The sequence below is a fragment of the Aquiflexum gelatinilyticum genome (assembly GCF_024813435.1).
Classification (GTDB): domain Bacteria; phylum Bacteroidota; class Bacteroidia; order Cytophagales; family Cyclobacteriaceae; genus Cognataquiflexum; species Cognataquiflexum gelatinilyticum.
On record NZ_JANAEZ010000001.1, the window covers coordinates 1,003,524 to 1,026,869 of the forward strand.

Annotated in this window: 19 protein-coding genes; 10 read left to right on the forward strand and 9 right to left on the reverse strand. The window is 41.6% G+C overall.

Annotation, left to right across the window (positions count from 1 at the left end; translation table 11 throughout):
* Positions 1–3 precede the first annotated feature (3 nt).
* Positions 4–1,122, reverse strand: a complete 1,119-nt coding sequence (locus NK987_RS04215) for a 6-bladed beta-propeller (protein WP_259262845.1) — start codon at positions 1,120–1,122, stop codon at positions 4–6.
* 112 nt (positions 1,123–1,234) lie between these two features.
* Entirely contained in the window at positions 1,235–2,107 is an 873-nt protein-coding gene (locus tag NK987_RS04220; protein ID WP_259262846.1) for a LysR family transcriptional regulator, read from the reverse strand.
* A 275-nt stretch (positions 2,108–2,382) separates the two neighbouring features.
* Between NK987_RS04220 and hutH the strand changes: the two genes are divergently transcribed.
* The 6 genes from hutH (at position 2,383) to NK987_RS04250 (ending at position 10,798) form a co-directional block, all read left to right on the forward strand.
* On the forward strand, positions 2,383–3,954 hold the full coding sequence (gene hutH, locus NK987_RS04225) for a histidine ammonia-lyase (protein ID WP_259262847.1): 1,572 nt from the start codon (positions 2,383–2,385) through the stop codon (positions 3,952–3,954).
* Positions 3,955–4,205: 251 nt separating this feature from the next.
* Positions 4,206–5,444 (forward strand): imidazolonepropionase, encoded by a 1,239-nt coding sequence (gene hutI, locus NK987_RS04230; protein ID WP_259262848.1) that lies wholly within the window; start codon positions 4,206–4,208, stop codon positions 5,442–5,444.
* Positions 5,445–5,829: 385 nt separating this feature from the next.
* A complete protein-coding gene (locus tag NK987_RS04235) occupies positions 5,830–7,824 on the forward strand; it encodes a urocanate hydratase (protein WP_259262849.1) in 1,995 nt (664 codons plus the stop codon).
* Between the two features lie 382 nt (positions 7,825–8,206).
* The gene (locus tag NK987_RS04240) at positions 8,207–9,256 is read left to right on the forward strand and encodes a hypothetical protein (RefSeq protein ID WP_259262850.1); all 1,050 of its coding nucleotides are present in this window, start codon (positions 8,207–8,209) and stop codon (positions 9,254–9,256) included.
* Between the two features lie 117 nt (positions 9,257–9,373).
* Positions 9,374–9,826, forward strand: coding sequence for a DUF1569 domain-containing protein (locus tag NK987_RS04245; RefSeq protein WP_259262851.1), 453 nt, complete (start codon positions 9,374–9,376; stop codon positions 9,824–9,826).
* A 162-nt stretch (positions 9,827–9,988) separates the two neighbouring features.
* Positions 9,989–10,798 (forward strand): sterol desaturase family protein, encoded by an 810-nt coding sequence (locus NK987_RS04250; protein ID WP_259262852.1) that lies wholly within the window; start codon positions 9,989–9,991, stop codon positions 10,796–10,798.
* A gap of 59 nt (positions 10,799–10,857) precedes the next feature.
* Here the strand turns inward: NK987_RS04250 and katG are convergent, their stop codons facing one another.
* The gene (gene katG, locus NK987_RS04255; protein WP_259262853.1) at positions 10,858–13,083 is read right to left on the reverse strand and encodes a catalase/peroxidase HPI; all 2,226 of its coding nucleotides are present in this window, start codon (positions 13,081–13,083) and stop codon (positions 10,858–10,860) included.
* 309 nt (positions 13,084–13,392) lie between these two features.
* Here katG and NK987_RS04260 point away from each other — a divergent pair, with 309 nt between their 5' ends.
* From NK987_RS04260 to NK987_RS04275, 4 genes are all read left to right on the forward strand, one after another.
* Complete coding sequence (locus tag NK987_RS04260) at positions 13,393–13,782, forward strand: hypothetical protein (RefSeq protein WP_259262854.1); 390 nt, start codon at positions 13,393–13,395, stop codon at positions 13,780–13,782.
* Positions 13,783–14,003: 221 nt separating this feature from the next.
* Positions 14,004–15,065 carry a linear amide C-N hydrolase gene (locus tag NK987_RS04265; protein ID WP_259262855.1) on the forward strand — a complete coding sequence of 354 codons (1,062 nt, stop codon included), beginning with the start codon at positions 14,004–14,006 and terminating at the stop codon, positions 15,063–15,065.
* A gap of 156 nt (positions 15,066–15,221) precedes the next feature.
* On the forward strand, positions 15,222–15,935 hold the full coding sequence (locus NK987_RS04270; RefSeq protein WP_259262856.1) for a porin family protein: 714 nt from the start codon (positions 15,222–15,224) through the stop codon (positions 15,933–15,935).
* A 120-nt stretch (positions 15,936–16,055) separates the two neighbouring features.
* Positions 16,056–17,177 carry a hypothetical protein gene (locus NK987_RS04275; RefSeq protein WP_259262857.1) on the forward strand — a complete coding sequence of 374 codons (1,122 nt, stop codon included), beginning with the start codon at positions 16,056–16,058 and terminating at the stop codon, positions 17,175–17,177.
* A 131-nt stretch (positions 17,178–17,308) separates the two neighbouring features.
* Here NK987_RS04275 and NK987_RS04280 read toward each other — a convergent pair whose 3' ends face one another.
* From NK987_RS04280 to NK987_RS04305, 6 genes are all read right to left on the reverse strand, one after another.
* The gene (locus NK987_RS04280) at positions 17,309–17,761 is read right to left on the reverse strand and encodes a MarR family winged helix-turn-helix transcriptional regulator (RefSeq protein ID WP_258421580.1); all 453 of its coding nucleotides are present in this window, start codon (positions 17,759–17,761) and stop codon (positions 17,309–17,311) included.
* Positions 17,762–17,765: 4 nt separating this feature from the next.
* Positions 17,766–18,206, reverse strand: a complete 441-nt coding sequence (locus tag NK987_RS04285) for a DoxX family protein (RefSeq protein WP_259262858.1) — start codon at positions 18,204–18,206, stop codon at positions 17,766–17,768.
* A gap of 32 nt (positions 18,207–18,238) precedes the next feature.
* Complete coding sequence (locus NK987_RS04290) at positions 18,239–19,480, reverse strand: NADH:flavin oxidoreductase/NADH oxidase family protein (RefSeq protein ID WP_259262859.1); 1,242 nt, start codon at positions 19,478–19,480, stop codon at positions 18,239–18,241.
* An 18-nt stretch (positions 19,481–19,498) separates the two neighbouring features.
* A complete protein-coding gene (locus NK987_RS04295; protein WP_258421577.1) occupies positions 19,499–19,984 on the reverse strand; it encodes a glutathione peroxidase in 486 nt (161 codons plus the stop codon).
* A gap of 188 nt (positions 19,985–20,172) precedes the next feature.
* The gene (locus tag NK987_RS04300) at positions 20,173–21,225 is read right to left on the reverse strand and encodes a M42 family metallopeptidase (protein WP_259262860.1); all 1,053 of its coding nucleotides are present in this window, start codon (positions 21,223–21,225) and stop codon (positions 20,173–20,175) included.
* 105 nt (positions 21,226–21,330) lie between these two features.
* Positions 21,331–23,214 carry an amidophosphoribosyltransferase gene (locus NK987_RS04305; RefSeq protein ID WP_258421575.1) on the reverse strand — a complete coding sequence of 628 codons (1,884 nt, stop codon included), beginning with the start codon at positions 23,212–23,214 and terminating at the stop codon, positions 21,331–21,333.
* Positions 23,215–23,346: the final 132 nt, after the last annotated feature.

A 23,346-nucleotide genomic window follows, 5' to 3' on the forward strand; every position in this document is an offset into this window, starting at 1 on the left:
CTTTCAATAGTCAAGTAATACCAAAACATTTGATTCAATATCCTCAGGCAGTTCTATTCTATTTTCTAAGGATATTTTTGACTCATTCAATTCATAAAATTTTTCAATTTGTTCCGCAGATTGATAGTACCAAGCATGCTTGTCTGAATTGGCGGCAAAGAAAATTGTAGAAGGCAATGGCTTTAGGTTGTTCTTGATGGTCTTAAAAAGAGTAGACTTTTGATTTTCCAAATCCACCAAGAGGTAATGGGGCTTGTTTTCATAACTCAGCCCAAACAAAATCAATCCCTCCCCAACTTTTACTCCAAAAGAAAGCTGTTTGTATCCTTCAAAGTCATTGTAAAACCTCAACCTTTCCACGGGATGTAAATCCTTCGATTGATTGAGGTCAATAAATTGAGTACCAAAATCTATTTTGAATGATTCATGTTTTTCTCCTGAAAAAAGATAGATAGAATCAAGGCCGGGATTGTAGTGGACAAATTGTTCTTCATTCATTTTGACAAAAAAACTACCCGAAAAAGGTGATTCAGCTAACTTAGGGTTGAACGAAATCAAACCCTTTGCCTCTTTTCCACTATGAGATAAAAATGACAGTTGGAAAGGAAAATCGGGATTCCCGATCATTTGGTATAGAAAAATTCCATTGCGATTAATCAAGAAAGCAGATGCCGGATTAGAAATAGCAATTTCATCTAATAGGTTAAGTCCAAGATCAAAGACATAAATCTTTCTCTTGTTACCATCCAAAACATAGATTTTTCCTTCAAATACCTCAAAATCATCAAAGTAACCCATTGCCAAAGGATCATCTCCGAAATCATCCTTGCTTGCCATGAATTCACCTTGCCGGTTAAACACTTTAATGGATTTCAGCAAATCAAAATCAGTAAGGACAATTAAAGAATCGGTCACAACCAATTTATCGATCTGTCCTATGAGTTGGTTTTGATCAAAAAGTACAGTCTCAAAATTTGAAAAATAGGTTCCGAGTTGCAGAGCCTCTTCAGATTTGCTTAAAGAAATTAATCCTGAAGTTTTTTTATCAGGACCTGTGCAAGAAATAGCCCAAATAATAAGTGAAGTCAAGATTTTGGCGGTTTTAAAATACTTGTATTTCATAGATTAAAAATTTTCCATATAAATTATGTCTGATGTAAAAATTAAATGAAATTTTCAACTAAAAAAACCTGAAAATCAAAAAACCGGAATTAATTGTGTCTTTTTTTCTCTTTTACAATATCCCCAAAACATGCTTCAATGCCGGGTTGCGGTTTTCGGTTTTCCAAACAGCAAAAAGTTCTGTATGCTGCGGAATCCCCTTGATCTCGATAAACTTCACTTTCAGATCATAACCTTCCTTCAGCGAACTCGGCACAATCGCCACACCAAGCCCGGCTTCTACCAACTTGAAAATGGTCAGGGCATGGACCGATTTGTGCGAAATCTTTGGTGTAAATCCCCTGTCCTCGCAGATACTCATGATTTTATCAAAATAAATGCTGCTGTAATTACTTGAAAACAAAATGAATGGCTCTTCCTGAAGTTGGCCGACATGCTCAAAAGTAGCCGCATCTATTGGGTGGCTAAGTGGCAAGACCAATGAAAAAGTATCCCGATTCACTGCCTTCATGCTGAGTCCATCTGGTACCCGAGCCAACCTGACAAAACCCAGATCGAGCTTGTCTTTTTCCAGCATTTCCACCTGAAGGTGGTTGCTCAATTCTTCCAGATTGGTCTGAATTCCGGGAAATTCCCTGCTCAGGCGAACCAACAAATCCGGTATAACCTGATGGGCTGCCGAACCCAAAAATCCGATCCGCAACTCCCCTATCTTGCCCGATGCGATGTTCTTGACCTGTTGGGTAGTTAGCTCCAAATGGTTGAAAATGAAATCAACCTCACTTTTGAGAAATTCTCCGGCACCGGTCAGGGTCACAGATCTTTTGGTACGGTAAAAAAGCTCCACCTCCAAAATCTCCTCCATCTGCCTTATCTGCCTGCTGAGTCCCGGTTGCGAGATAAAGAGCCGCTCAGCAGCTTTTCTAAAGTTCAGTTCGTCGGCCACGGCTCGAAAATATTCCAAGTGTCTGAGTTCTAAATTCATATTCTTCCTCCCAAAGACCAAAAGTCTCAAAGATTTTTAAATAGATATTCATTCGCCAAAATTTGAATTACTATCGATTGTACCCAATCAGTATTCCAACACTTTTCTGTTTTGCATTCTAAGTCAAATTCAAAAGGAATTTTTTAATAACTCAAAGTTATCAGTTATTGATAAAATTGGTATCAATACTTATCAAAGCAAGAAGTTATTTTTGTAATTGAAACTCTCCTAAACTTTGCGCCTTTGCGTCTTTGTGGGAGACAAAAATCTGAATAATGAAAAATTCATTCCATTACGGACAAGACCGACTCACTGCATCACTTGCACTCGCCATTTGCAGGGGAGATGTCAAAGGCTTCATCTCAACTGAAAGCCGGGAAAAAATCAAAGCAAGCAGTCAGGCTGTCGAAAAAATAGTCAGCAAAGGCCAACCTGTATATGGCATCAATACCGGTTTTGGGCCGCTGTGCACCACGATGATCTCTCCGGAGCAAACCAAAAAACTCCAGGAAAACATCCTGAAAAGCCATGCTGTCGGTCTCGGCGAACCCATCCCCATCGAAATCGCCAAACTGATGTTGGTGCTGAAAACCCATGCGTTGGCGCAGGGATTTTCGGGAATAAAAGAAAGTACTTTGGACAGGATCCTTTTTTTCATTGAAAACAATATTGTTCCTGTTGTGCCAAAACAAGGTTCTGTGGGTGCTTCAGGGGATTTGGCACCGCTTTCACATTTATTTTTGCCTTTGATCGGATTGGGAAAAGTCCATTTCAAAGGTGAAATAATATCAACAGCTAAACTTTTTCAACAACTTGATTTGGAACCCATTCACCTTGGACCAAAAGAAGGGTTAGCCCTGATCAACGGAACGCAATTCATTGCAGCTTTTGGAGTGATGGTCGTGGACAGATTTTACAATATCCTTGCCCATTCCGACATCACCGGAGCAATGATGTTGGAGGGATTGTTGGGTTCTACCAAGCCATTCAGTGCAGACCTTCACCAACTCCGCCCATACGCCGGAAACCAACATGTCGCCCAATCGATCTTGAATTTGCTTCATGAGTCGGAAATTGTACATTCCCATGCGGCCTGTGCGAGGGTTCAGGATCCATATTCCTTGCGCTGTATGCCACAGGTTCACGGTGCATCCCGCAATGCATGGCTTCACCTGAAGCAAATGATCGAAACTGAGATCAATTCCGTCACGGACAATCCCGTCGTCTTTGACGAAAACCATACCATCAGTGGGGGGAATTTCCATGGACAACCGATTGCCATGCCATTGGATTATGCCTGTTTGGCCGCTTCTGAAATCGGCAATATCTCCGACCGCAGGATTTACCTTTCTTTGGAAGGCGATACCCCGGTTGTTCCAAAACTGTTGTTGAAAGAAACAGGGTTGAACTCCGGGTTTATGATTCCCCAATACAGCACGGCGGCATTGGCTAGTGAAAACAAGGGGCTGTGTTTTCCTTCCTCGGCTGACAGCATTCCAACTTCCTTGGGTCAGGAAGACCACGTAAGTATGGGCAGTATCGGCGCGAGAAAGGCATTGCAGGTGATTGAGAATGTGGAAAAAATTCTAGGGGTCGAACTTTTGTGCGCTGCACAGGCGGTGGATTTCCATGCACCTTTGAAATCGGGCAAAATCATGACCGCACTTTATGAACACGTCCGAACCAAAATCCACCATGTCACCGAAGATCAGATCATGTATGAAGACATGGAGACAGCTATTGACATCATCCGAAGTGGAGAATTGCTAACTTTAGCCAAAGAAACAGCTGCAAGAGAAGGTTTGGAATTGGAGACAAAGTGGTCGGAGGAGTTTGATAGGTACTAGTTCAAGTCCCACATAGTTCAAGTCTTCGGACTTGGACTTCCCTTCGACCAAATAGTTCAAGTCTTCGGACTTGCACTCAAATCTGGTTCAAGTCTTCGGACTTGGACTCAAATCTGGTTCAAGTCTTCAGACTTGGATCTCGGACTCACTACTTCGCAGTCCAAGACTGCATTTTATGGGTCCAAGTCAGAGACTTGAACCATCTGAAACTTGAACCAAACCAGTTAACCAAATAAACAATTAACCAAAAAATGCCCATCTACACCCTCATCGGCCCGATACGACAACTCCTGACCATGCGTGGATTGGAAGCAAAAGGCCCTTTGCAAGACAGCCAACTTGAAATTATCACAGAAGCCGGGATATTTTTGAAGGATGAAAAGATCCATGAAATCGGGAGTTATTGGGACATCTATCCTGAGGCGCAGTCCATCGGTGCCAAAATGGAAACCTTGCAGGGCGACTTTGTGGCGCTTCCCGGGTTTGTGGATTGCCATACGCATATCTGTTTTGCCGGAAGCCGGGCCAAAGATTTTGCCATGCGCAATACCGGAAAATCTTACTTAGAAATCGCCAATTCGGGAGGAGGAATCTGGGATACCGTGACCCAAACGAGGAAATCAGCCTTGGAACAATTGGTAAAACTCACTGTCAAAAGGGCCAACCGCCATCTCACTGATGGCGTCACCACCATGGAGGTCAAAAGCGGCTATGGACTTTCTGTGGCTGAAGAAATTAAAATGCTCCAAGCCATCAAACAGGCAAATTTGGAAACTGCAGCAGACTTGATTCCTACCTGCCTTGCTGCCCATATCTGCCCAAAGGATTTTGAGGGTTCAGCAAAAGAATACCTTGAAACAATCAGCAATGAATTGTTCCCAATCTTGAAATCTGAAAACCTCAGCAACAGGATCGATGCCTTTATAGAAGATTCTGCCTTCAGTGCAGATGACATTGAAGCATATTTCCATAAAGCCAAAGACTTTGGATTCGATATCACAGTCCATGCCGACCAATTTCATGTTGGCGGTTCGGCGGTGGCGGTGGCATTTGGTGCCATTTCAGCAGATCATCTGGAAGCAAGTACCGAAAAGGAAATTGAATTACTTGCCCAGTCGGATACCGTTGCTGTGGCATTGCCGGGCGCATCGATCGGTTTGGGAATGGCTTTTACACCTGCCAGAAAACTCCTGGACGCCGGCGCTTCCTTAGCAATCGCTTCAGATTGGAATCCGGGTTCGGCACCTATGGGAGATTTGCTGATGCAGGCATCCATATTGGGAACATTTGAGAAACTCAGCAATGCGGAAGTTTTCGCCGGAATTACCTGCCGGGCCGCAGCTGCACTCGGTTTATCGGATAGAGGAAGTATTGCCGTGGGAAACTTGGCGGATATCCTTCTTTTCCAAACTTCGGACTACCGGGAAATCACCTACCATCAAGGGAAATTGAAACCGAAGATGGTATTTAAAAGGGGAATAAAAATTTAGATATTAATTGATATTGGATATTGATGGATATTCACCGCAAAGGTGAAGCATACAATCCCAAAATTGCATTTAAAGACTATCTAAAGACCTTTCCTTGTCACTTCGACGAAAGGAGAAGTCTTTGATCCCAATTTTAGAAAATGATTTCTCTCTACGTTACCAATGACAAATTTCTAGGGCGTCACCCTGAGTGTAGTGAAGGGTCTCTTTTATTCTGAGATCCTTCATCCTCGTTCCTCAGATTCAGGATGACGCAACTCCAATTAACATCTGCTTTCTGCAAATGCCAATTTTAATAACTCCGGGTGACAATCCCGAAAACCCTCCAACATTGACAACCTGACAACAATTAAAACCATTACAACAATTACAACCAAATCAACCAATGACCTTCCAAGACCAAATCCTCCAAGCCATCCCCTCTACCCTTCCTGCAAGAAAATCACCTGATCCTAGTTTTAGCCACGCGCCAAAAAGAAAGGATATTTTAAGCCCTGAAGAGAAGAAATTGGCTTTGAGAAACGCCTTAAGGTACTTCCCGAAGGCTTGGCATGAGGAATTGGTAAAGGAATTTTTCGAAGAATTACAGCAATACGGGAGGATTTACATGTATCGCTTTATGCCGGATTATGAGATGCGGGCAAGGCCTATTTCTGACTATCCTGCTAAATGTCAACAAGCTGCGGCGATCATGTTGATGATCCAAAACAACCTCGACCCTGCCGTGGCCCAACATCCTCATGAACTCATTACCTACGGAGGCAACGGTGCGGTTTTTCAAAATTGGGCGCAGTACCTCCTTACCATGAAGTACCTCTCGGAGATGACCGAGGAACAAACCCTTCACATGTATTCCGGCCATCCGATGGGACTTTTCCCTTCCTCCAAAGATGCTCCGCGAGTTGTCGTCACCAACGGCATGATGATACCAAACTACTCCAAACCGGATGATTGGGAGAAATACAATGCCCTTGGAGTGACACAATATGGACAGATGACCGCAGGTTCTTATATGTATATCGGTCCTCAGGGTATTGTCCACGGTACCACCATTACGGTGATGAATGCTTTCCGCAAAAAACTTGGCCCTGCTATAAATCCCAAAGGTAAAGTCTTCCTGACAGCAGGTTTGGGAGGCATGTCAGGCGCCCAACCAAAAGCAGGAAATATTGCAGGTTGCATCACGGTCTGCGCCGAAGTCAATCCCAAAGCTGCATATAAACGCCATGAACAAGGTTGGGTGGATGAATTGATAACTGACTTGAATAATCTCGTGCTCCGGGTGCGTCAGGCTCAGCAAAAAGAGGAAGTGGTTTCAATCGCCTTCCTTGGCAATGTCGTGGATGTTTGGGAGAAATTTGATCAGGAAAATATCCCCATAGAACTCGGTTCTGACCAGACTTCCCTCCACAATCCTTGGGCAGGCGGATACTATCCTGTGGGTTTGGATTTTGAGGAAGCCAATGAAATGATGGCCAAAGAACCCGAAATATTCAAAACCAAAGTTCAGGAATCCCTACGCCGACATGCTGCTGCAGTCAACAGGCATGCTGCAAAAGGCACGTACTTTTTTGATTATGGCAATGCTTTTTTATTAGAAGCTTCCCGTGCCGGAGCCGATGTGATGGCTGCCAATGGTATTGATTTTAAATACCCTTCCTATGTACAGGATATTTTGGGACCGATGTGCTTTGATTATGGATTTGGTCCTTTCCGTTGGGTCTGTACTTCGGGCAATCCCGAAGACCTTGCCAAGACCGACCAAGTTGCAGCCAAGGTGCTCAAACAGATCAAATCTTCTGCCCCTCTAGAAATCCAGCAACAGCTTCAGGACAACATTACCTGGATCGAGGAAGCTGGAAAAAATAAATTGGTGGTGGGCTCTCAGGCAAGAATCCTTTATGCAGATGCAGAAGGCAGGATCGAAATCGCCAAAGCCTTCAATGCCGCCATCCAATCAGGTGAAATCTCTGCCCCAATTGTACTTGGAAGAGACCACCACGATGTCAGTGGCACAGATTCGCCTTTCCGGGAAACGAGCAATATCTATGACGGCAGCAAATTCACCGCAGACATGGCCATCCACAATGTGATTGGAGACAGTTTCCGTGGCGCGACTTGGGTTTCGATCCACAACGGTGGCGGTGTCGGTTGGGGTGAAGTCATCAACGGAGGATTCGGGCTGCTACTTGACGGAAGCGAAGAAGCCAACCGCAGGCTGCAATCCATGCTATTCTACGATGTCAACAATGGCATCTCCCGCCGTGCCTGGGCAAGGAATGAAGAAGCATTGTTTGCGATAAAAAGAGAAATGGAAAGAACCCCGGGATTGAAGGTGACGCTGCCGGAGATGGTGGATGAGAATTTGCTAAAGTTATAAATCCTTATAATTACAATTTCTTACAATATTTTTGAGTAATTATTTTCTAAAAATCAAAGATTAGGTATTAAGAAAGACCGCATCACCTCAATTAAAGAACTGAATAAAGGGATAGAATTCATAAATAATTTTTATTTTAATTATAAATTATTATTTTTCTCTTACAGGAATATAATGTTCGTAGCTGCACCATTAATATCTCCCGATTGGCCTTTGTTTCACCCCAACACTTTCTACAGAATTGCTTCTGGCGAAGTTAATTAAGTGGCCAATTAATATGCTTTAAGTAAAATTTTTAATGATTCATCATTCTTAAATGGTTGATTAAACCTGAGAATGAAAAAATCAAAGTCTTTTTTATTCAAATTCATAAATAGGCGATATGGAAACTAAAAATCTGATCAAAGGTGATAACATCAAGGTAGCAGTATTTCTTTTCAGCTGTCTTTGCATTATCTCCATAATGGCGTTTGAGAAACTCTTCTGGGGCAGTCCGATTTTCTATGAAGGATGGCCTAATTTCTCAATTCGCCGCACGGTCCGTTTAATAATCGTTGTTTTTTCTACCATTGGCATTTTCTGGAGTTTGGTAAGTGACCGTAGTCCAAAGTTGGTTTTAATTGAAAATATCGGGGCGGAGCGGATAAGTATAGGATTGGTTCTGCTTTTTTCAGTGATCACGATATTCCTATTTAGTTTTCACCCACCAATATTCAATTCAATATCCAAGGAAGATGGTCTGATAGAACAGGCCTCGGCCCTCTTTCTTTTTGGTAGTTGTTTTATTACCCTGTATGCATTATTAAAATATAAGAATGAAATCAAGGATTCAATGTTGACTAGGGTTTCATTAGGGTTTTTATCATTCACTTTTTTTATAATGGCCATGGAAGAGGTTTCTTGGTTCCAACGCGTTTTGGAAATTGAAACCCCAAAAGGATTCGAAAGCAATGTTCAAAATGAAATGAATTTACATAATTTTGCTACAAGCACTGTCGAGAATTTATACTACATCGGGTCATTTGTTTTTTTAGTTTTATTTCCGTTTTTCCGTTTTTTGTTCCCATTTATATCGGACAATAATTATCTGAAAATTTTTATCGCAAGACCATTTATAGCTGTAATCGGATCTATTGCCTGCGCTTATAACTTCGATATGTGGAATATCATTTTCATCCAAATGACATTTTTGGGGAGCCTCGTTATTTTAATTGTATTTGCTATTTTCAGTAGCGTAAAGAATGAAACGTACCTGTTACTCTTTACAATAGTCCTTATTGCAACTTCTCAAGTTCTGTTTTTACTAAAAGGGGAAAACTTCGACCGCTTATGGGAAATAACAGAATACAAGGAATTTTATATTTCGTTAACATTTTTTATCTATTCCATAGACGTATTATTTCAAATGCGTCGAGGTTATTTTCAAAATTAGAATTAAATAAAAAAAGAAAATGATAAAAAATAATGAGAACTAAAATCAAACCATAACATATGACTTTCAAATATTATTGATTCCAAAACTTTTGAAAGTTACTGACATATCTTAGACATGAAAAATATCCAAACCGATTCAGATTATACCGAACTCAGAAAAAGGATATTGGCACTTTCAAGCTCAAGTCCGAGGAAATGGGGCAAAATGAACTTACAGCAAATGCTTGTCCATTGCACCACACAATTGAAAATGTCGTTGGGAGAACTTCCCTCCAAGGCCCAAGGTCCTGCATTTATGCGGACAAGATTGGGCAAATGGCTCATATTTTCCACTATTCCTTGGCCCAAAGGAGCCGCTACGCCAGACGAAATGAATGTGGAAAAAAATAAATTTTTATTGACTGAGATAGAAAACCAAAAAACAGAGTTGTTGCATTATCTCGAAAAAGTAAAAGCCCAAGCCAAGTTATTCCCCCATCCATTCTTTTGGGAACTCAGTCGCAAGGAATGGTCAAGGATGATATACAAGCATCTTGATCATCATTTAAGGCAGTTTGGCAGTCACTGATTGGGTTTTATAATTGGTAAGCCCTTAACAGGTGAAGGATCCTGATTGATTTTGAAAAAAGAATAGCAGAACTATCAAAGAAGAAGTTTGATTTTTTAATTCTTCCCAAAACAATGTCCATCCATTTTTTCTTTAAATTCACGCATTAACGCATTACAAAGAATGGATTTCAACCTCGATTGGCTCTTGGATACGGATTATACTGAACCCGGGAATTTTATCATCATTTTTTCGATTTTATTGGCCGGAATTTTCGGTAGATACCTCCTTTTGGCTTGGGTGTACCATGAGTTGGTCTATAAAAAACTAGGAGATGCCCTTCCCTACCGCAGGCTTCACCAACAGGTAAAAGTCCCTCAGGTCAAGACGGAAATCTGGTATTCATTTCTCGGGGCGATCATATTTGCTGTTTCAGGAACGGTCATGCTGATCTTCTGGCAGCGGGGATACACCAAGCTATATACGGCGCTCACCACTTGGGATATCCTTTGGCTTCCAATCAGCTTTTTCCTGGCGATGTTTGTCCATGAGACATATTACTATTGGCTTCACAGATGGATGCATCGACCCAAAGTCCTCAGGCATTTCCATAATATCCACCATAATAGCCTTTACACAAGTTCTTTTACTTCCTTTTCCTTTCACCCAATAGAAGCTTTTCTTCAGGCAATCTTTTTACCGGTTTTAGTCCTTTTTCTTCCTATGCATTTTATAGTCTTGTTGGCTTTGTTGGTGACCATGTCCATTACCGCCGTGATCAATCATGCTGGAGTGGAGGTCTACTCAAGTTCGACTTTACGCTCCCCACTTGCCAGATGGATGGTAGGTGCGACACACCATGACCTGCACCACCTGAGGTACCGCTGTAATTACGGCCTGTATTTCACATTTTGGGATGTGTGGATGAAGACAGAAGATGCTGGTTTTGAAAAGCGGTTTATAGCGCATACCACTAAGGAAAAACCTGAATAAATAAAAAAGGTGACCCGTTTCCAGACCACCTTTTCAATCAAATAAAACTTATCCTAAAATTAGGCTAGATCAAAACGGTCAAGGTTCATTACCTTATTCCAAGCTGCTACGAAGTCATGTAAGAATTTTTCTTTGCCATCTGCGCATCCATACACTTCTGAAACCGCTCTCAATTCTGAATTAGAACCAAATATAAGATCCACTCTGGTGGCAGACCATTTAGGTTCTCCAGTCATCCTGTCACTTCCCACGAACAAATTCTGTGCGTCAGAAGTCGCTCTCCAGGTAGTTCTCAAATCCAGAAGGTTCAAGAAGAAATCATTGGTCAAACTTTCAGGATTGTTGGTAAGGACACCGTGTCTGGATTTGTCAAAGTTGGTGTTCAAGACACGAAGACCGCCAACCAGAACAGCCATTTCAGGTGCAGTCAAATTCAGAAGTTGTGCTTTGTCTACCAACATTTCTTCTGCAGAAGCCATGTTCTTGGCATTGAAATAATTGCGGAAACCATCTGCTTTAGGTTCAAGGAAAGCAAAAGAGTCTATTTCTGTTTCTTCCTGAGAAGCATCCATTCTTCCAGGAGTAAATGGTACAGAGATTTCATTTCCGGCATTTTTTGCTGCTTTTTCAATAGCAGCACATCCAGCCAATACAATCAGGTCTGCAAGGGAAACTTTTTTGTTTCCAGATTGTAGGCTGTTAAATTCCTCCTGAATACTTTCAAGTATGCCCAATACTTTTGAAAGTTGTGCAGGATTATTGGCTACCCAATTTTTCATTGGTTCAAGACGGATACGTGCACCGTTGGCTCCACCACGCTTATCTGACCCTCTGAAGGTTGATGCCGAAGCCCAAGCTGTGGAAACCAGTTCAGATATCGTCAAGCCTGAGGCCAAGATATTTTTTTTCAATTCTGCAATATCAGATTCATTTACCAATTCATGGTTGACTGCAGGAATCGGATCCTGCCAAATCAAATCCTCGGCAGGTACTTCCTGTCCTATATAGCGGGACTTTGGTCCCATATCACGGTGGGTCAGTTTAAACCAAGCTTTTGCGAAAGCCTCGTTGAATTCCTCAGGATTTTCCAAGAAATGCCTAGAGATTTTCTCATAAATCGGATCCACTCTCAATGCTATGTCGGTAGTAAGCATGAATGGAGCATGTTTTTTATTAGGATCGTGGGCATCAGGTACAGTCCCAGCTCCCCCATTATTGGCAGGCCTCCACTGATGTGCACCGGCAGGGCTTTTGGTCAGTTCCCATTCAAACCCAAATAGGTTTTCAAAATAGTTGTTGCTCCACTTGGTAGGAGTAGTCGTCCATGCACCTTCCAGTCCAGAAGTAATGGTATCACCGGCATTCCCTTTACCAAAAGAATTTTTCCAACCCATACCCATCTCTTCAATGCTCGCTCCTTCAGGCTCAGGACCGACATATTTGGTTGGGTCGGCTGCGCCGTGAGTCTTTCCTAGGGTGTGTCCACCTGCGATCAAGGCAACAGTTTCATAATCGTTCATTGCCATACGGCCAAAAGTCTCCCTGATGTCATATGCTGCTCCCTGTGGATCAGGCTGACCTTGTGGACCTTCGGGATTGACATATATTAGACCCATATGGGAAGCACCGAGTGGCTGCTCTAATTCTCTTTTTCCACTATATCTCTTATCATCTCCCATCCACTGTCCTTCGGAACCCCAATAAATGTCCTCTGCTGGTTCCCAAACGTCGGCCCTGCCACCGGCAAAACCGTAAGTTTTAAATCCCATGGTCTCAAGGGCAACGTTTCCGGTGAGAATCATCAAATCTGCCCAAGAAAGTTTTTTGCCATATTTTTGCTTGATTGGCCAAAGAAGAAGACGAGCTTTATCCAAGTTGGCATTATCCGGCCAACTGTTTAGCGGAGCAAAACGTTGGGTCCCGAATCCTGCGCCTCCACGTCCATCCTGAACACGGTAAGTGCCTGCACTGTGCCAAGCCATTCTGATCATTAATGGTCCGTAATTGCCATAATCCGCTGGCCACCAATCCTGTGAAGTCTGAAGTAATTCTGCAATATCCTTTTTTACCTCGGCAAGATCCAAGGACTTAAAAGCTTCAGCATAATTGAAATTCTCTTCCATCGGATTGGAAAGAGAGGAATGCTGACGCAGTATATTGAGCTTCAATTGATTGGGCCACCAGTCCCGGTTTCTAGGTCCTGCACCCGCGGCTTGAGAGAGTTGACCATTGTGAAATGGGCACTTACTCAAATCGCCACCATTTTGATTTGTATTATGATCCATGATTGATTTGATTATTTTGATGTATTTGCGAATTTACAAAATATAGGGATTATTGAATTTATTTTTTGATTGATAAAATCTATGACTCTTATACAAATCCAATACGGTGTCAACTTACCTAAAAACTTTTTGTCAAAAAATGATTTTGATCAGGAGATTCGGTTCATAATTAAAATCAAATTTTCAAAAGCATTGGGGATTTCCTTTTTTTTAAATCCAAAGCTGATTTTTAGAGGTGAACTGACTTTACTTGAATGACAGTTTTAATCCAATTAAATTGATATTTATCTGTTAAACAAAACATTTACTATGGTTGAAATTCTTTCAAAATGGATTGTACTTCTCTTTGGTTTGTTTTTCATTGCCACAGGTTTATTGATGCTGTTTGCACCCCAAAAGGCGAGAGAAATCTTAAAAAAAGCCGGAAGCACCAACCTGATCAATTATACTGAAATAACGGTGAGGATGATTCCTGCAATGGGATTGATAGGCTATGCGGACTACTCCAGATTTCCGCAGGTATTCAGTGTTGTGGGTTGGTTTATCTTGGGCACTTCTGTTGTTCTTTATTTTGTACCAAGAAAATGGCACCATAGCTATTCCCTAAAAAGTGCTGAGATCTTGAAACCAATCTATTTTCAAATCATTTCACCTTTTTCAATGGTTATCGGATTGCTAATTATTTATGCTGTTTTTTAATCTAGAACATAGACAAAACTGATTGCTTTTTATTCCAAATTCACAATCAATAGAACGGTTTGATTTAAAACATTCCATTTAAAAATTGAATTATTATATTGTTAAGTATATTCAATTTTCCTTTATCAGGAATCTTTTCACTTTCCATAGAGATGGAATCGAAAATATGACTGAATATAATTTTTAAAATTTGGCAAAACTAACCTTTAAATTCGCTTTATATGATTAAGTTCCACAAAACCAACATCATCCTATTCCTAGTGACATCTTTATTATTGGGAAATCATTTCTTCGGTAATGCATGCACTAGGGTGGTTTACAAAGGCCCAAGCCAAACCGTTATTACTGCCAGGTCCATGGATTGGAAAACTGAAATCCCTGCCAACCTATGGGTTCTCCCAAGGGCAACGAAACGCTCTGGAAGTGCAGGGGAAAACTCAATAGAGTGGACTTCAAAATATGGAAGTATTGTTACCACAGCCTGGGATATTGCATCTGCTGACGGCATGAATGAAAAAGGTCTTGTTGCCAATCTTTTGTGGCTTGTAGAATCTGAATATCCGAAATATGACCCAAAATCCGGCAAAAAAGGATTGGCAATCTCGCTTTGGGCGCAATATGCGTTAGATAATTTTGCTACCGTCAAAGAAGCTGTCGACCATTTCAGATTTGGAAATGTTGTCTTGGTATCTGATTATATTCCAGGAACAAAAATGTTTACCACCGTCCACCTTTCAATTTCAGATGCGACAGGAGACAATGCTATCTTTGAATATGTCGGAGGCAAACTTGTCATCCACCATGACCCGTCCTATACCGTTATGACAAATTCCCCTATTTTTGAAGAACAGCTTGGACTCAATAAATACTGGAAGAGCATTCCGGGCACCATCATGCTGCCGGGTACAAACCGTGCTGCGGACAGGTTTGTGAGGGCTTCCTATTACATCGATGCTATTCCAAAAACCGACAAAATGGAAATCGCGATCCCTTCAGTCTTCAGTGTCATCAGGAATTGCTCAGTTCCTTTTGGGATTTCGACGCCTGATGAACCTAACATTTCCTCCACCCGATGGAGGTCTGTTTCCGATCAAAAAAACCTCGTTTACTATTTCGAAACTGCCTTGACCCCAAATACTTTTTGGGTAGACCTGAAGAAATTAGACTTTAACCCTGGAGCAAAAACAAAAAAGCTCAGTGTAGAAAAAAACGAAACCTATGCAGGCGAATCTTCTGCAATGTTTAAGGTTACTTCTCCATTTGTCTTTCAGGGTATAGAATAATCACCAATGTTTTGATTCTTGTTTTTTAGGAGCCACTATCACTCCCCGTTAAATTATTTTTGGGATTAACCTGCAAATATTCCATTAAATGAGGCAAATTAAGTTATTTGGTCACAAAATGTAATCTGTTTTTTGGTGAACTTGATTCTTATTCCTATGGGTCAATTCATCATGCCAAACAAAATAAAAATCTCCATTCTGTTATTGTTTTTTTTAACCTCAATCAAGGGCAATGCCCAGATCATCATTGGTTTATTATTTGGAGAGGCTCTCAATACCGAGAAAATTGAATTTGGATTAACAGGAGGCTTAAACAGGTCAAATTTTAATGGATACAATGAATCAGAAGGGTTGAATAACTTCAATTTGGGATTTTACTTTCATGTCATGCTCAAAGAAAATTCTTTCGTCAGTACCGGGGTTCTCATCAGATCAAATGTCGGTGCCACAGGAATGCCTACTTATATGCTAGACGACCCGGGTTTTGATGAAGTCTTCAAGGATGGTGTTTTGACCACCAAAGTCAACTATTTCTATGTTCCGATCATGTACCATCATCGGATTAAAAATAGAATGTTATTGGAGGGAGGGATTCAACCGGGGTTGCGTTCGAGAGCATTTGACTATTTCAATTTGGAAAGTAATGGTGGTGATCTTGAATTTCGAAAGAATGTGAGCGATGATTTCACAAGATTGGATTTTGGACTTGTGGGAGGAATGGGATACAAACTTAAAAATGAATTGAAAAGTATGAGCGTAGGAGTTCTTTACTATTATGGTCTCGTCGATGTCAAAAAAAATACCGATGCCATAGTGAAAAATTCTTCACTCAACGTTTACCTCCGAATTCCTATTGGAACCGGAAAATGATTCAAATCCTAACCCCAATCCTTTTATAACCTGATTCGATTAGCCATTCAGTTTACAAATAACAAGTGAAGAACTTCCTCAGCATATTATCATTATAAACAATCAAATTGATTTTCCATTATGAAGCATTCCCTATTTACTTGGTTTGTATTTCTTTTTTCCATCACCACCGGCTTCTCCCAGGTATTTACAAATCGAGAAGTAGGTCAAAAAAACCAATCTTATATTGATTCCCTCAAATCCGCCGAATACCCTTATGCTCTTCCAATCTGGGGAGACAGGGCTACCAAAGCAGGATTTTCTCTCCCTTATTCCGCCGGAGTAAGTGTAAACTATTTATGGCAAGAGTCAGATCTTATCCTGGAAAACCTGATGGTTGGATTTAATGGGGGACAAAAACTTGACGTGGATGACATCGTTAGGTTCAATACAGCTGTGTCGAGGGCGAGTGCTATTTCGGTAAGGCCGGATGTTTGGTTATTCCCATTTTTGAATGTTTATGGTGTTCTGGCAAGAACTCAAGCGTCAACCGAAGTTGGATTTGGGGTATGGCTACCTGATTCACTCAATATCAATTCAGAAGTATTCTCGGCGGGTTCCAAGGTTGATTTCAATGCCGGAACTTTTGGAATTGGCATGACCCCAACTATTGGGGTTGGCGGTGGGTTTTTAGCTTTGGATTTGAATATCACCTGGACTGATGTACCGCAATTACAGGTACCAACGAGGACTTTTGTTTTTGGCCCCAGGTTTGGCAAAAACTTTAAACTCAACAAACCTGAGAGCGCACTAGCAGTATGGGTAGGAGGATTCAGAATAGACATCAATAATGAACAAAGTGGATCAGTAAACCTAAATGAAGTACTTCCTGTTGATCAACTCCAGCCAAAAGTAGATCTGGGTTTTGAAAAAGTCGAACTTGCACAAGTAAGGGTCGATGAATGGTGGGAAGGACTTACCAGAGTAGAAAGACTGAATCCTGTCAATATTGCAAAGTTTACCGCCGCCAATCTAGCAATTGAAAAAGCCAGTACCTTTCTTGTGGCTGTGGACGGTGCGCTTAATAATGAGGAATCAAGTACTGTCCAATATTCAATGGAACGAAGACCTGCTGATTTGTGGAATTTTATTGTCGGTTCTCAATACCAATTAAATAAAAGTCTGATGTTTCGTGCCGAAGTTGGCTTTTTGGGTTCCAGAACCCAGTTGATGACGGGGATCCAATATAGGTTCGGTCTTTAATACTACATCCAAGAAACCAAAACCCCGGAGATTTTGAAATCTCCGGGGTTTTGCCTATATATCCTGTATATCGCCCTCCGTCCCGACGGAAGCAAATTCTTGGTTTACCGTCAAAGAAGCGAATATTGATTCTATAACTCTTTTTCAGATTTCTTTTTTAAAAAACCAATCCATTCTTCCAGTTTAATTTTCATGGCTACCAATTCCTCCATCTTGAGGGCATCAGGGGAAATGTCCGCCATCAAACTGAATGGAATATGCGCAGCTTCTGATTTCATGGCACTCCCTTTTGCTGTCAGCGTGAGGATAACCCTCCGCTCATCTTCTTCAGATCGAATCCTGGAAACCAATCCCAATGTCTCCATCCGCTTCAAAAGCGGCGTCACTGTATTGGTATTCAAAATCAACTTATGGGCAATGTCATTGACAGAAATTCCATCCTCCTCCCAAAGAACCAACAACACCAAATACTGGGGATAAGTAATCCCAAGTTTGTCCAGATGGGGCTGGTATTCCCTGATAATCAACCTTGAGGCGGCATATACCGGGAAACAAATCTGGTTATCAAGTTTTAACTGATCCATTTCTTTAATTATTTTTTTTCCTCCAAGCCTGCCAAGCGCCTGTAGACCACAATGCCATGACTATCAGGACCGGCTGGAAAAACAAACGGATAAACCGTGCACGGTCAGTATCCAACCCAAAGGCGTCAATCCCATTGACATACTGCGAAATGTTACCTGGAAAAATCAGCACAAAGAAAAGCGCTACCACCCAACCGACTTGCGCCCTTTTGGAGGCAAGGAAAAGCAAGGATGCTCCAAGGAGGATTTCCACTATTCCTGATAGGATTACAACTAGATCCGGATCCATGGGAACCCAAGGCGGTACCTGAGCCAAAAATTCTGCCCGATTAAAGGAAAGATGGCTGATGCCTGCAAAAAGCAAAAAACTGCCTAGCAGGACCCTGACGATGGTCTGTCCGATGTTGGTTTTGGGCTGAATGGTGGGATTGAAAATTGATTCCATAATTATTGGAGATTTTAGATTGAAAATAAAAATCAGGATGCTCTTTCCTTAAGTGCCCCTTTTCTTTTGAATATGAGTTTATAAGCGAATTTCAGAAATACGACAAAGGCTGATAAGTTTGGCTTTGGTTCCATTCCTTTGCCCATTCTTTCCAACTGCTCGCGGTACCACACCGTCTCCATGACACCCATTTTGTCGATGGGTCCGATTCCGGTTTTGATTGGTTGGATAGATATCTTGGGAGATTGTCCATTCAGAAGTCTGAGAGATGCATCCGGTTCTACGGCGATTAACCTAGCCAAGCCTACAAAGTCAACATTTCCTGATTGGATCGCCTCTGCCATTCCCTCAAAACTTCTGAATCCTCCGGTCACTACCAACGGCGTCTTTACGGCCTGCCTTGCTTTGACAGCAAAATCCATGAAATAAGCCTCCCGCTTTATCGTACTTTCTTTTCGTTTTGCTCCCATCATCGCAGGAGCTTCATACGTTCCCCCGGAGATTTCTATGAGGTCAATCCCCGCAGCTTCCAAAGCTTTGATTGTTTCCAAGGATTCTTCGTCTGTAAAACCACCCCGCTGAAAATCCGCTGAATTAAGCTTAATACCGATAGGGAAATCAATTCCTACTCCATTTCTCATTGCCTGATAAACTTCCAAAACAAACCTTCTGCGTCTTTCCGGATCACCTCCCCAATGGTCGGTACGTTGATTATGATGGGGGGAAAGAAACTGACTGACCAGATATCCATGTGCCCCATGAATCTGAACACCTGAAAATCCAGCTTCTTTTACAAGTTTTGCGGCGAATGCAAACCTTTGGATTAAGTCTTGGATTTCTGTTTCGGTCAACTCCTTAGGGGTATCAAAAAAGGACTGCATGTCCTTTCTAAAAGGAATGGCAGACGGGGAAACTGTTTCCTTGTTCAATCCTTTCGGAGCCTGTTTCCCGGGATGGTTCAACTGAACCCAACAGTGTGTCCCGTTGGAAGTGGCGTTTTTGGCCCAAGTTTTCAATCCTTCCAATCCTGAAGCGTCTTCAATGACAACATTTCCCGGTTCGCCAAGTGCCCTTCTGTCAATCATGACATTTCCCGTGACACATAGACCAATTCCTCCATTCGCCCATTTACGATAAAGGAGATCGAGCATTGGCTTGGGCGAACCATCCTTATTGCCAAGTCCTTCACTCATAGCTGATTTGAAGAGCCTGTTTTTGATCAGGACTCCATTTGGAAGAGTAAATGGAAGGTTTAGCGGATTTTCTTTTGTCATTTATAGGTAGAATTAAAATTACTTTTTGAGGAATTTGGAAAGGTATTTATCGATTTCCTCAGGTTTGGTGATAGGTGAAAATCTCTTGACAGGTTTTCCTTCGCTGTCCAGCAAAAACTTGGTAAAATTCCACTTTATCCTAGATCCAAAAATCCCTCCCAATTCCTTTTTGAGGTATTTGAATACAGGATGGGCATTCTTTCCATTGACTTCAACTTTAGAAAACATGGGGAAACTTACTCCATAATTGAGAAGACATCCTTCTGCTATATCTTTGGAATCTCCCGGTTCCTGATTTCCGAATTGGTTGCAGGGAAATCCAAGAATCACTAATCCTTTGTCTTTGTACTTTTGGTTGAGTTTTTCCAAACCTTCATACTGCGGAGTCAAGCCACATTGGCTTGCGGTATTCACCACCAGAACCGTCTTACCTTTAAATTCTGACATGGATACTTCTTTGCCCTGAAGGTTATTGGCAGAAAAATCATAAAACCTGTTTTTCATAAATCGCATTGTTGATTTCTATTATATCGTAAGCGACACAAATATAGGGATTAAATTTATATCGCATGCGATATATTAAAATTCAAACCTTGATAATCACTTTTGACGGAGCCACTGATTTTTTACAAAAAAAAAGGTCTGATTTAATCAGACCTCAGAATTGAATTATATTTTTTTAAAGAACCTTCTCAATGACTCCAATCAAAGGTATCAATATCCTCCAAACAAGCCTTCAGAAGTAGGATGCTGTTGGAGATATCTTCTTTATGCGCCATTTCTATCACCTGATGCAAGTGGCGGGTAGGTATGGAAATCGCACCGGCGATAGCACCCTGCTTGCCCATACGCTGCACTCCGGCGGTATCGGTTCCACCCGCAGTTAGGATTTCGGGTTGCCACTTGATCTGATGCTGATCGGCGGTATGCTTCATAAAAGCCACCATCCGATAGTCACAAATTGTTGAAGCATCCATGATTTTGATCGCAGTTCCTTTGCCAAGCTCAGTGACTTTTTCATGAGGCTGGGCACCGGGCACATCAAAGGCAATGGTAGTATCCAAAGCTATCCCAAAATCTGGGTTGATTCCATGGGCAGCTACATTTGCTCCACGAATTCCGACTTCCTCCTGAACAGTAAATGTGGCATATACATCAAATGCAGGATTTTCCAACACTTTCAGTGTCTCTAAAAGTATAAATACCGCCACCCTATTGTCTATTGATTTGCAGTTGACACAGGCACCCATTTCTATCAATTCCCGGTCTCTAGTGATAGGATTACCTATTGTGACATATTTTTCAACCTCTTCTTTACTCATGCCTAAATCAATAAAAAAGTCGGTGATCTGAGGTAATTTATTCCTTTCGTCAGCTGTCATGACATGGATGGGTTTGCTACCCATGACGCCTACCAAATCCTTTTTGCCATGGACAATCACCCGCTGCGCAGTCAGAGTTTTCGGGTCAAATCCTCCAAGTGTATGGAACCTGACAAATCCTTTTTCATCAATATGGGTGACAATAAACCCGATCTCATCCATGTGTGCTGCCACCATGACTTTCTTTGAATCAGGATTTTTTTTGGATTTTTTGATGGCAATGACACTTCCCATATTGTCGATTTTGACCTCATCGACAAGTGGGGTGACAAGTTCTATAACCATGTCCCTGATTCTTTTTTCAAACCCAGGGGCTCCGGCAATCTCACAAATCTGCTTCAACAAGGGTACGTTTACTTCCATGATTATTGTAGGTTTTCAATTGGATATCTAATAAAACAAACAATGACCAAAAACAAGGGCTTGGCCGACTTGAAATTTGGTCATTTGAAAATGTGTTGGAAAATATCAGTAAGCCCTGACCACTTTCCCTTCCATATAATTGGCAAAAGCCCTATTTACAACACGCATTCCTCCGGATGTAGGGAAATCTCCTGTAAAATACCAATCTCCAGAATGATCAGGAATACATTTGTGCAGGTTATCGACTGTTTGGTAGATGACTTTAACTTCAGCTTTGATTTCCTCTGTGGTAATGATGGCTGCTATTTTATCAGAAATTTCTTGGTCAGTAAAAGGATCATAAAGTGCTTTTACATAGTTTTCCGTTAGGATCTGATTGGTATTACACTTTTCGTAAACTTCATCCATGAGGTAACTCATCCCTTTGTCTTTGAGCAACTCAACAGTAGCACGGAAAGCAATAAACTCCTTCAACTTTGACATATCGATCCCATAGCAATCCGGAAATCGGATTTGAGGTGCAGAAGACACGATGATGATCCTTTTGGGATTTAATTTGTCCAAAGTCGTCAAAATGCTTTTTTCCAATGTTGTTCCCCTGACAATGCTATCATCGATGACCACAAGTGTATCTATTCCCGCCCTTACAACTTCATAGGTAGTATCGTAAACATTCGCTACCATGGCATCTCTGTCGGAATCATTGGTAATGAAAGTCCTTAATTTCACATCCTTGCTTACAAGTTTTTCTACCCTTGGGCGGAAATTGAGGAGTTCTTCAAGGTCTTCAAGATGCGGCTTTCCTTCCAACAGCACTTCCCTCCTTTTGGCACTCAAATAATCTTCGAGACCTTCAATCATTCCGAGAAAAGCTGTTTCTGCAGTATTTGGAATATATGAAAAAACTGTGTTTTTGAGGTCAAAATCTATAGCTTTGAGTACCTGAGGCACAAGTGCTCTACCAAGCGATTTTCTTTCTCTGTAGATATCAGGATCAGTTCCTCTTGAGAAATAAATCCTTTCAAAACTACAGGATTTCTTTTCCCTAGCAGGAAGGATTTCATGCTCGGCATACGATCCATCTTTATTGATTACAAGAGCGTGTCCCGGTTTGATTTCTTTGATCTGCTTGTAATCTACATTGAATGCAGATTTGATGGCCGGCTTTTCTGAAGCCACTACGACAATTTCCTCATCAGCATAATAATAAGCAGGCCTGATTCCTGAAGGATCACGAACGACAAAACTTGATCCGTTGCCTATAATCCCTGCCATCGCATATCCTCCGTCAAAATCCCTGCAGGATCTCCTCAGAATGCGTGCTACGTCGATTTCGTTTTCGATGACGGCAGTAATCTGTTCGTTGGAATATTGGTGTTTGTATTTGTCAAAAATCCGTTGGTTTTCCTCATCCAAAAAATGTCCGACTTTTTCCATGACGGTGACAGTATCCGTTTTTTCTTTAGGATGCTGCCCGAGTTGAACCAGCTTGCTGAACAACTCCTCCACGTTGGTCATGTTGAAATTACCCGCCATGACTAGGTTACGGCTCCTCCAGTTGTTTTGCTTTAAAAATGGATGACAGGTTTCAATGCTATTTTCACCATGGGTTCCGTAACGAAGATGACCTAACCATACTTCACCGGAAAAAGCCACATTCTCCTTCAGCCAATTGGCACTGTTGAGGCCTTTTTTACCGCCTAATTTTTTGGCTTTTTTATATTTCTTGTAAATTTTGTCAAAGATGTAATTGACAGCTTGGGGTTCGATTGACCTGTACCTACTGATATATCGCGTGCCGGGTTTGGTGTCAAGCTTGATGTTGGCAACACCTGCGCCATCTTGACCTCGGTTGATCTGCTTTTGCATCAGGACATACAACCTGTTGGGAGCGTACAGCGGAGAACCGTACTTTTCTATATAGTATTGGGGCTCCTTTCGAAGCCTGATCATCGCAATACCACATTCATGTTTGATTTGGTCACTCATTGGATTTGAACACGAGTAATTACTGGAAAAGCAAAGGTAAATCTTTTTTAGAAGGATATAGAAGTAAATAAAGTTCGGTTTATATAAAATTTTGTTACCTGCCAAAGTATTGCCCACTCACCTCTTTTTCGA

Excerpts from the sequence above, each read along its gene's own strand:
- NK987_RS04215 (WP_259262845.1), bottom strand. The coding sequence starts at position 1,122 with ATGAAATACAAGTATTTTAAAACCGCCAAAATCTTGACTTCACTTATT.
- NK987_RS04220 (WP_259262846.1), bottom strand. The coding sequence starts at position 2,107 with ATGAATTTAGAACTCAGACACTTGGAATATTTTCGAGCCGTGGCCGAC.
- hutH (WP_259262847.1), top strand. The coding sequence starts at position 2,383 with ATGAAAAATTCATTCCATTACGGACAAGACCGACTCACTGCATCACTT.
- hutI (WP_259262848.1), top strand. The coding sequence starts at position 4,206 with ATGCCCATCTACACCCTCATCGGCCCGATACGACAACTCCTGACCATG.
- NK987_RS04235 (WP_259262849.1), top strand. The coding sequence starts at position 5,830 with ATGACCTTCCAAGACCAAATCCTCCAAGCCATCCCCTCTACCCTTCCT.
- NK987_RS04240 (WP_259262850.1), top strand. The coding sequence starts at position 8,207 with ATGGAAACTAAAAATCTGATCAAAGGTGATAACATCAAGGTAGCAGTA.
- NK987_RS04245 (WP_259262851.1), top strand. The coding sequence starts at position 9,374 with ATGAAAAATATCCAAACCGATTCAGATTATACCGAACTCAGAAAAAGG.
- NK987_RS04250 (WP_259262852.1), top strand. The coding sequence starts at position 9,989 with ATGGATTTCAACCTCGATTGGCTCTTGGATACGGATTATACTGAACCC.
- katG (WP_259262853.1), bottom strand. The coding sequence starts at position 13,083 with ATGGATCATAATACAAATCAAAATGGTGGCGATTTGAGTAAGTGCCCA.
- NK987_RS04260 (WP_259262854.1), top strand. The coding sequence starts at position 13,393 with ATGGTTGAAATTCTTTCAAAATGGATTGTACTTCTCTTTGGTTTGTTT.
- NK987_RS04265 (WP_259262855.1), top strand. The coding sequence starts at position 14,004 with ATGATTAAGTTCCACAAAACCAACATCATCCTATTCCTAGTGACATCT.
- NK987_RS04270 (WP_259262856.1), top strand. The coding sequence starts at position 15,222 with ATGGGTCAATTCATCATGCCAAACAAAATAAAAATCTCCATTCTGTTA.
- NK987_RS04275 (WP_259262857.1), top strand. The coding sequence starts at position 16,056 with ATGAAGCATTCCCTATTTACTTGGTTTGTATTTCTTTTTTCCATCACC.
- NK987_RS04280 (WP_258421580.1), bottom strand. The coding sequence starts at position 17,761 with ATGGATCAGTTAAAACTTGATAACCAGATTTGTTTCCCGGTATATGCC.
- NK987_RS04285 (WP_259262858.1), bottom strand. The coding sequence starts at position 18,206 with ATGGAATCAATTTTCAATCCCACCATTCAGCCCAAAACCAACATCGGA.
- NK987_RS04290 (WP_259262859.1), bottom strand. The coding sequence starts at position 19,480 with ATGACAAAAGAAAATCCGCTAAACCTTCCATTTACTCTTCCAAATGGA.
- NK987_RS04295 (WP_258421577.1), bottom strand. The coding sequence starts at position 19,984 with ATGAAAAACAGGTTTTATGATTTTTCTGCCAATAACCTTCAGGGCAAA.
- NK987_RS04300 (WP_259262860.1), bottom strand. The coding sequence starts at position 21,225 with ATGGAAGTAAACGTACCCTTGTTGAAGCAGATTTGTGAGATTGCCGGA.
- NK987_RS04305 (WP_258421575.1), bottom strand. The coding sequence starts at position 23,214 with ATGAGTGACCAAATCAAACATGAATGTGGTATTGCGATGATCAGGCTT.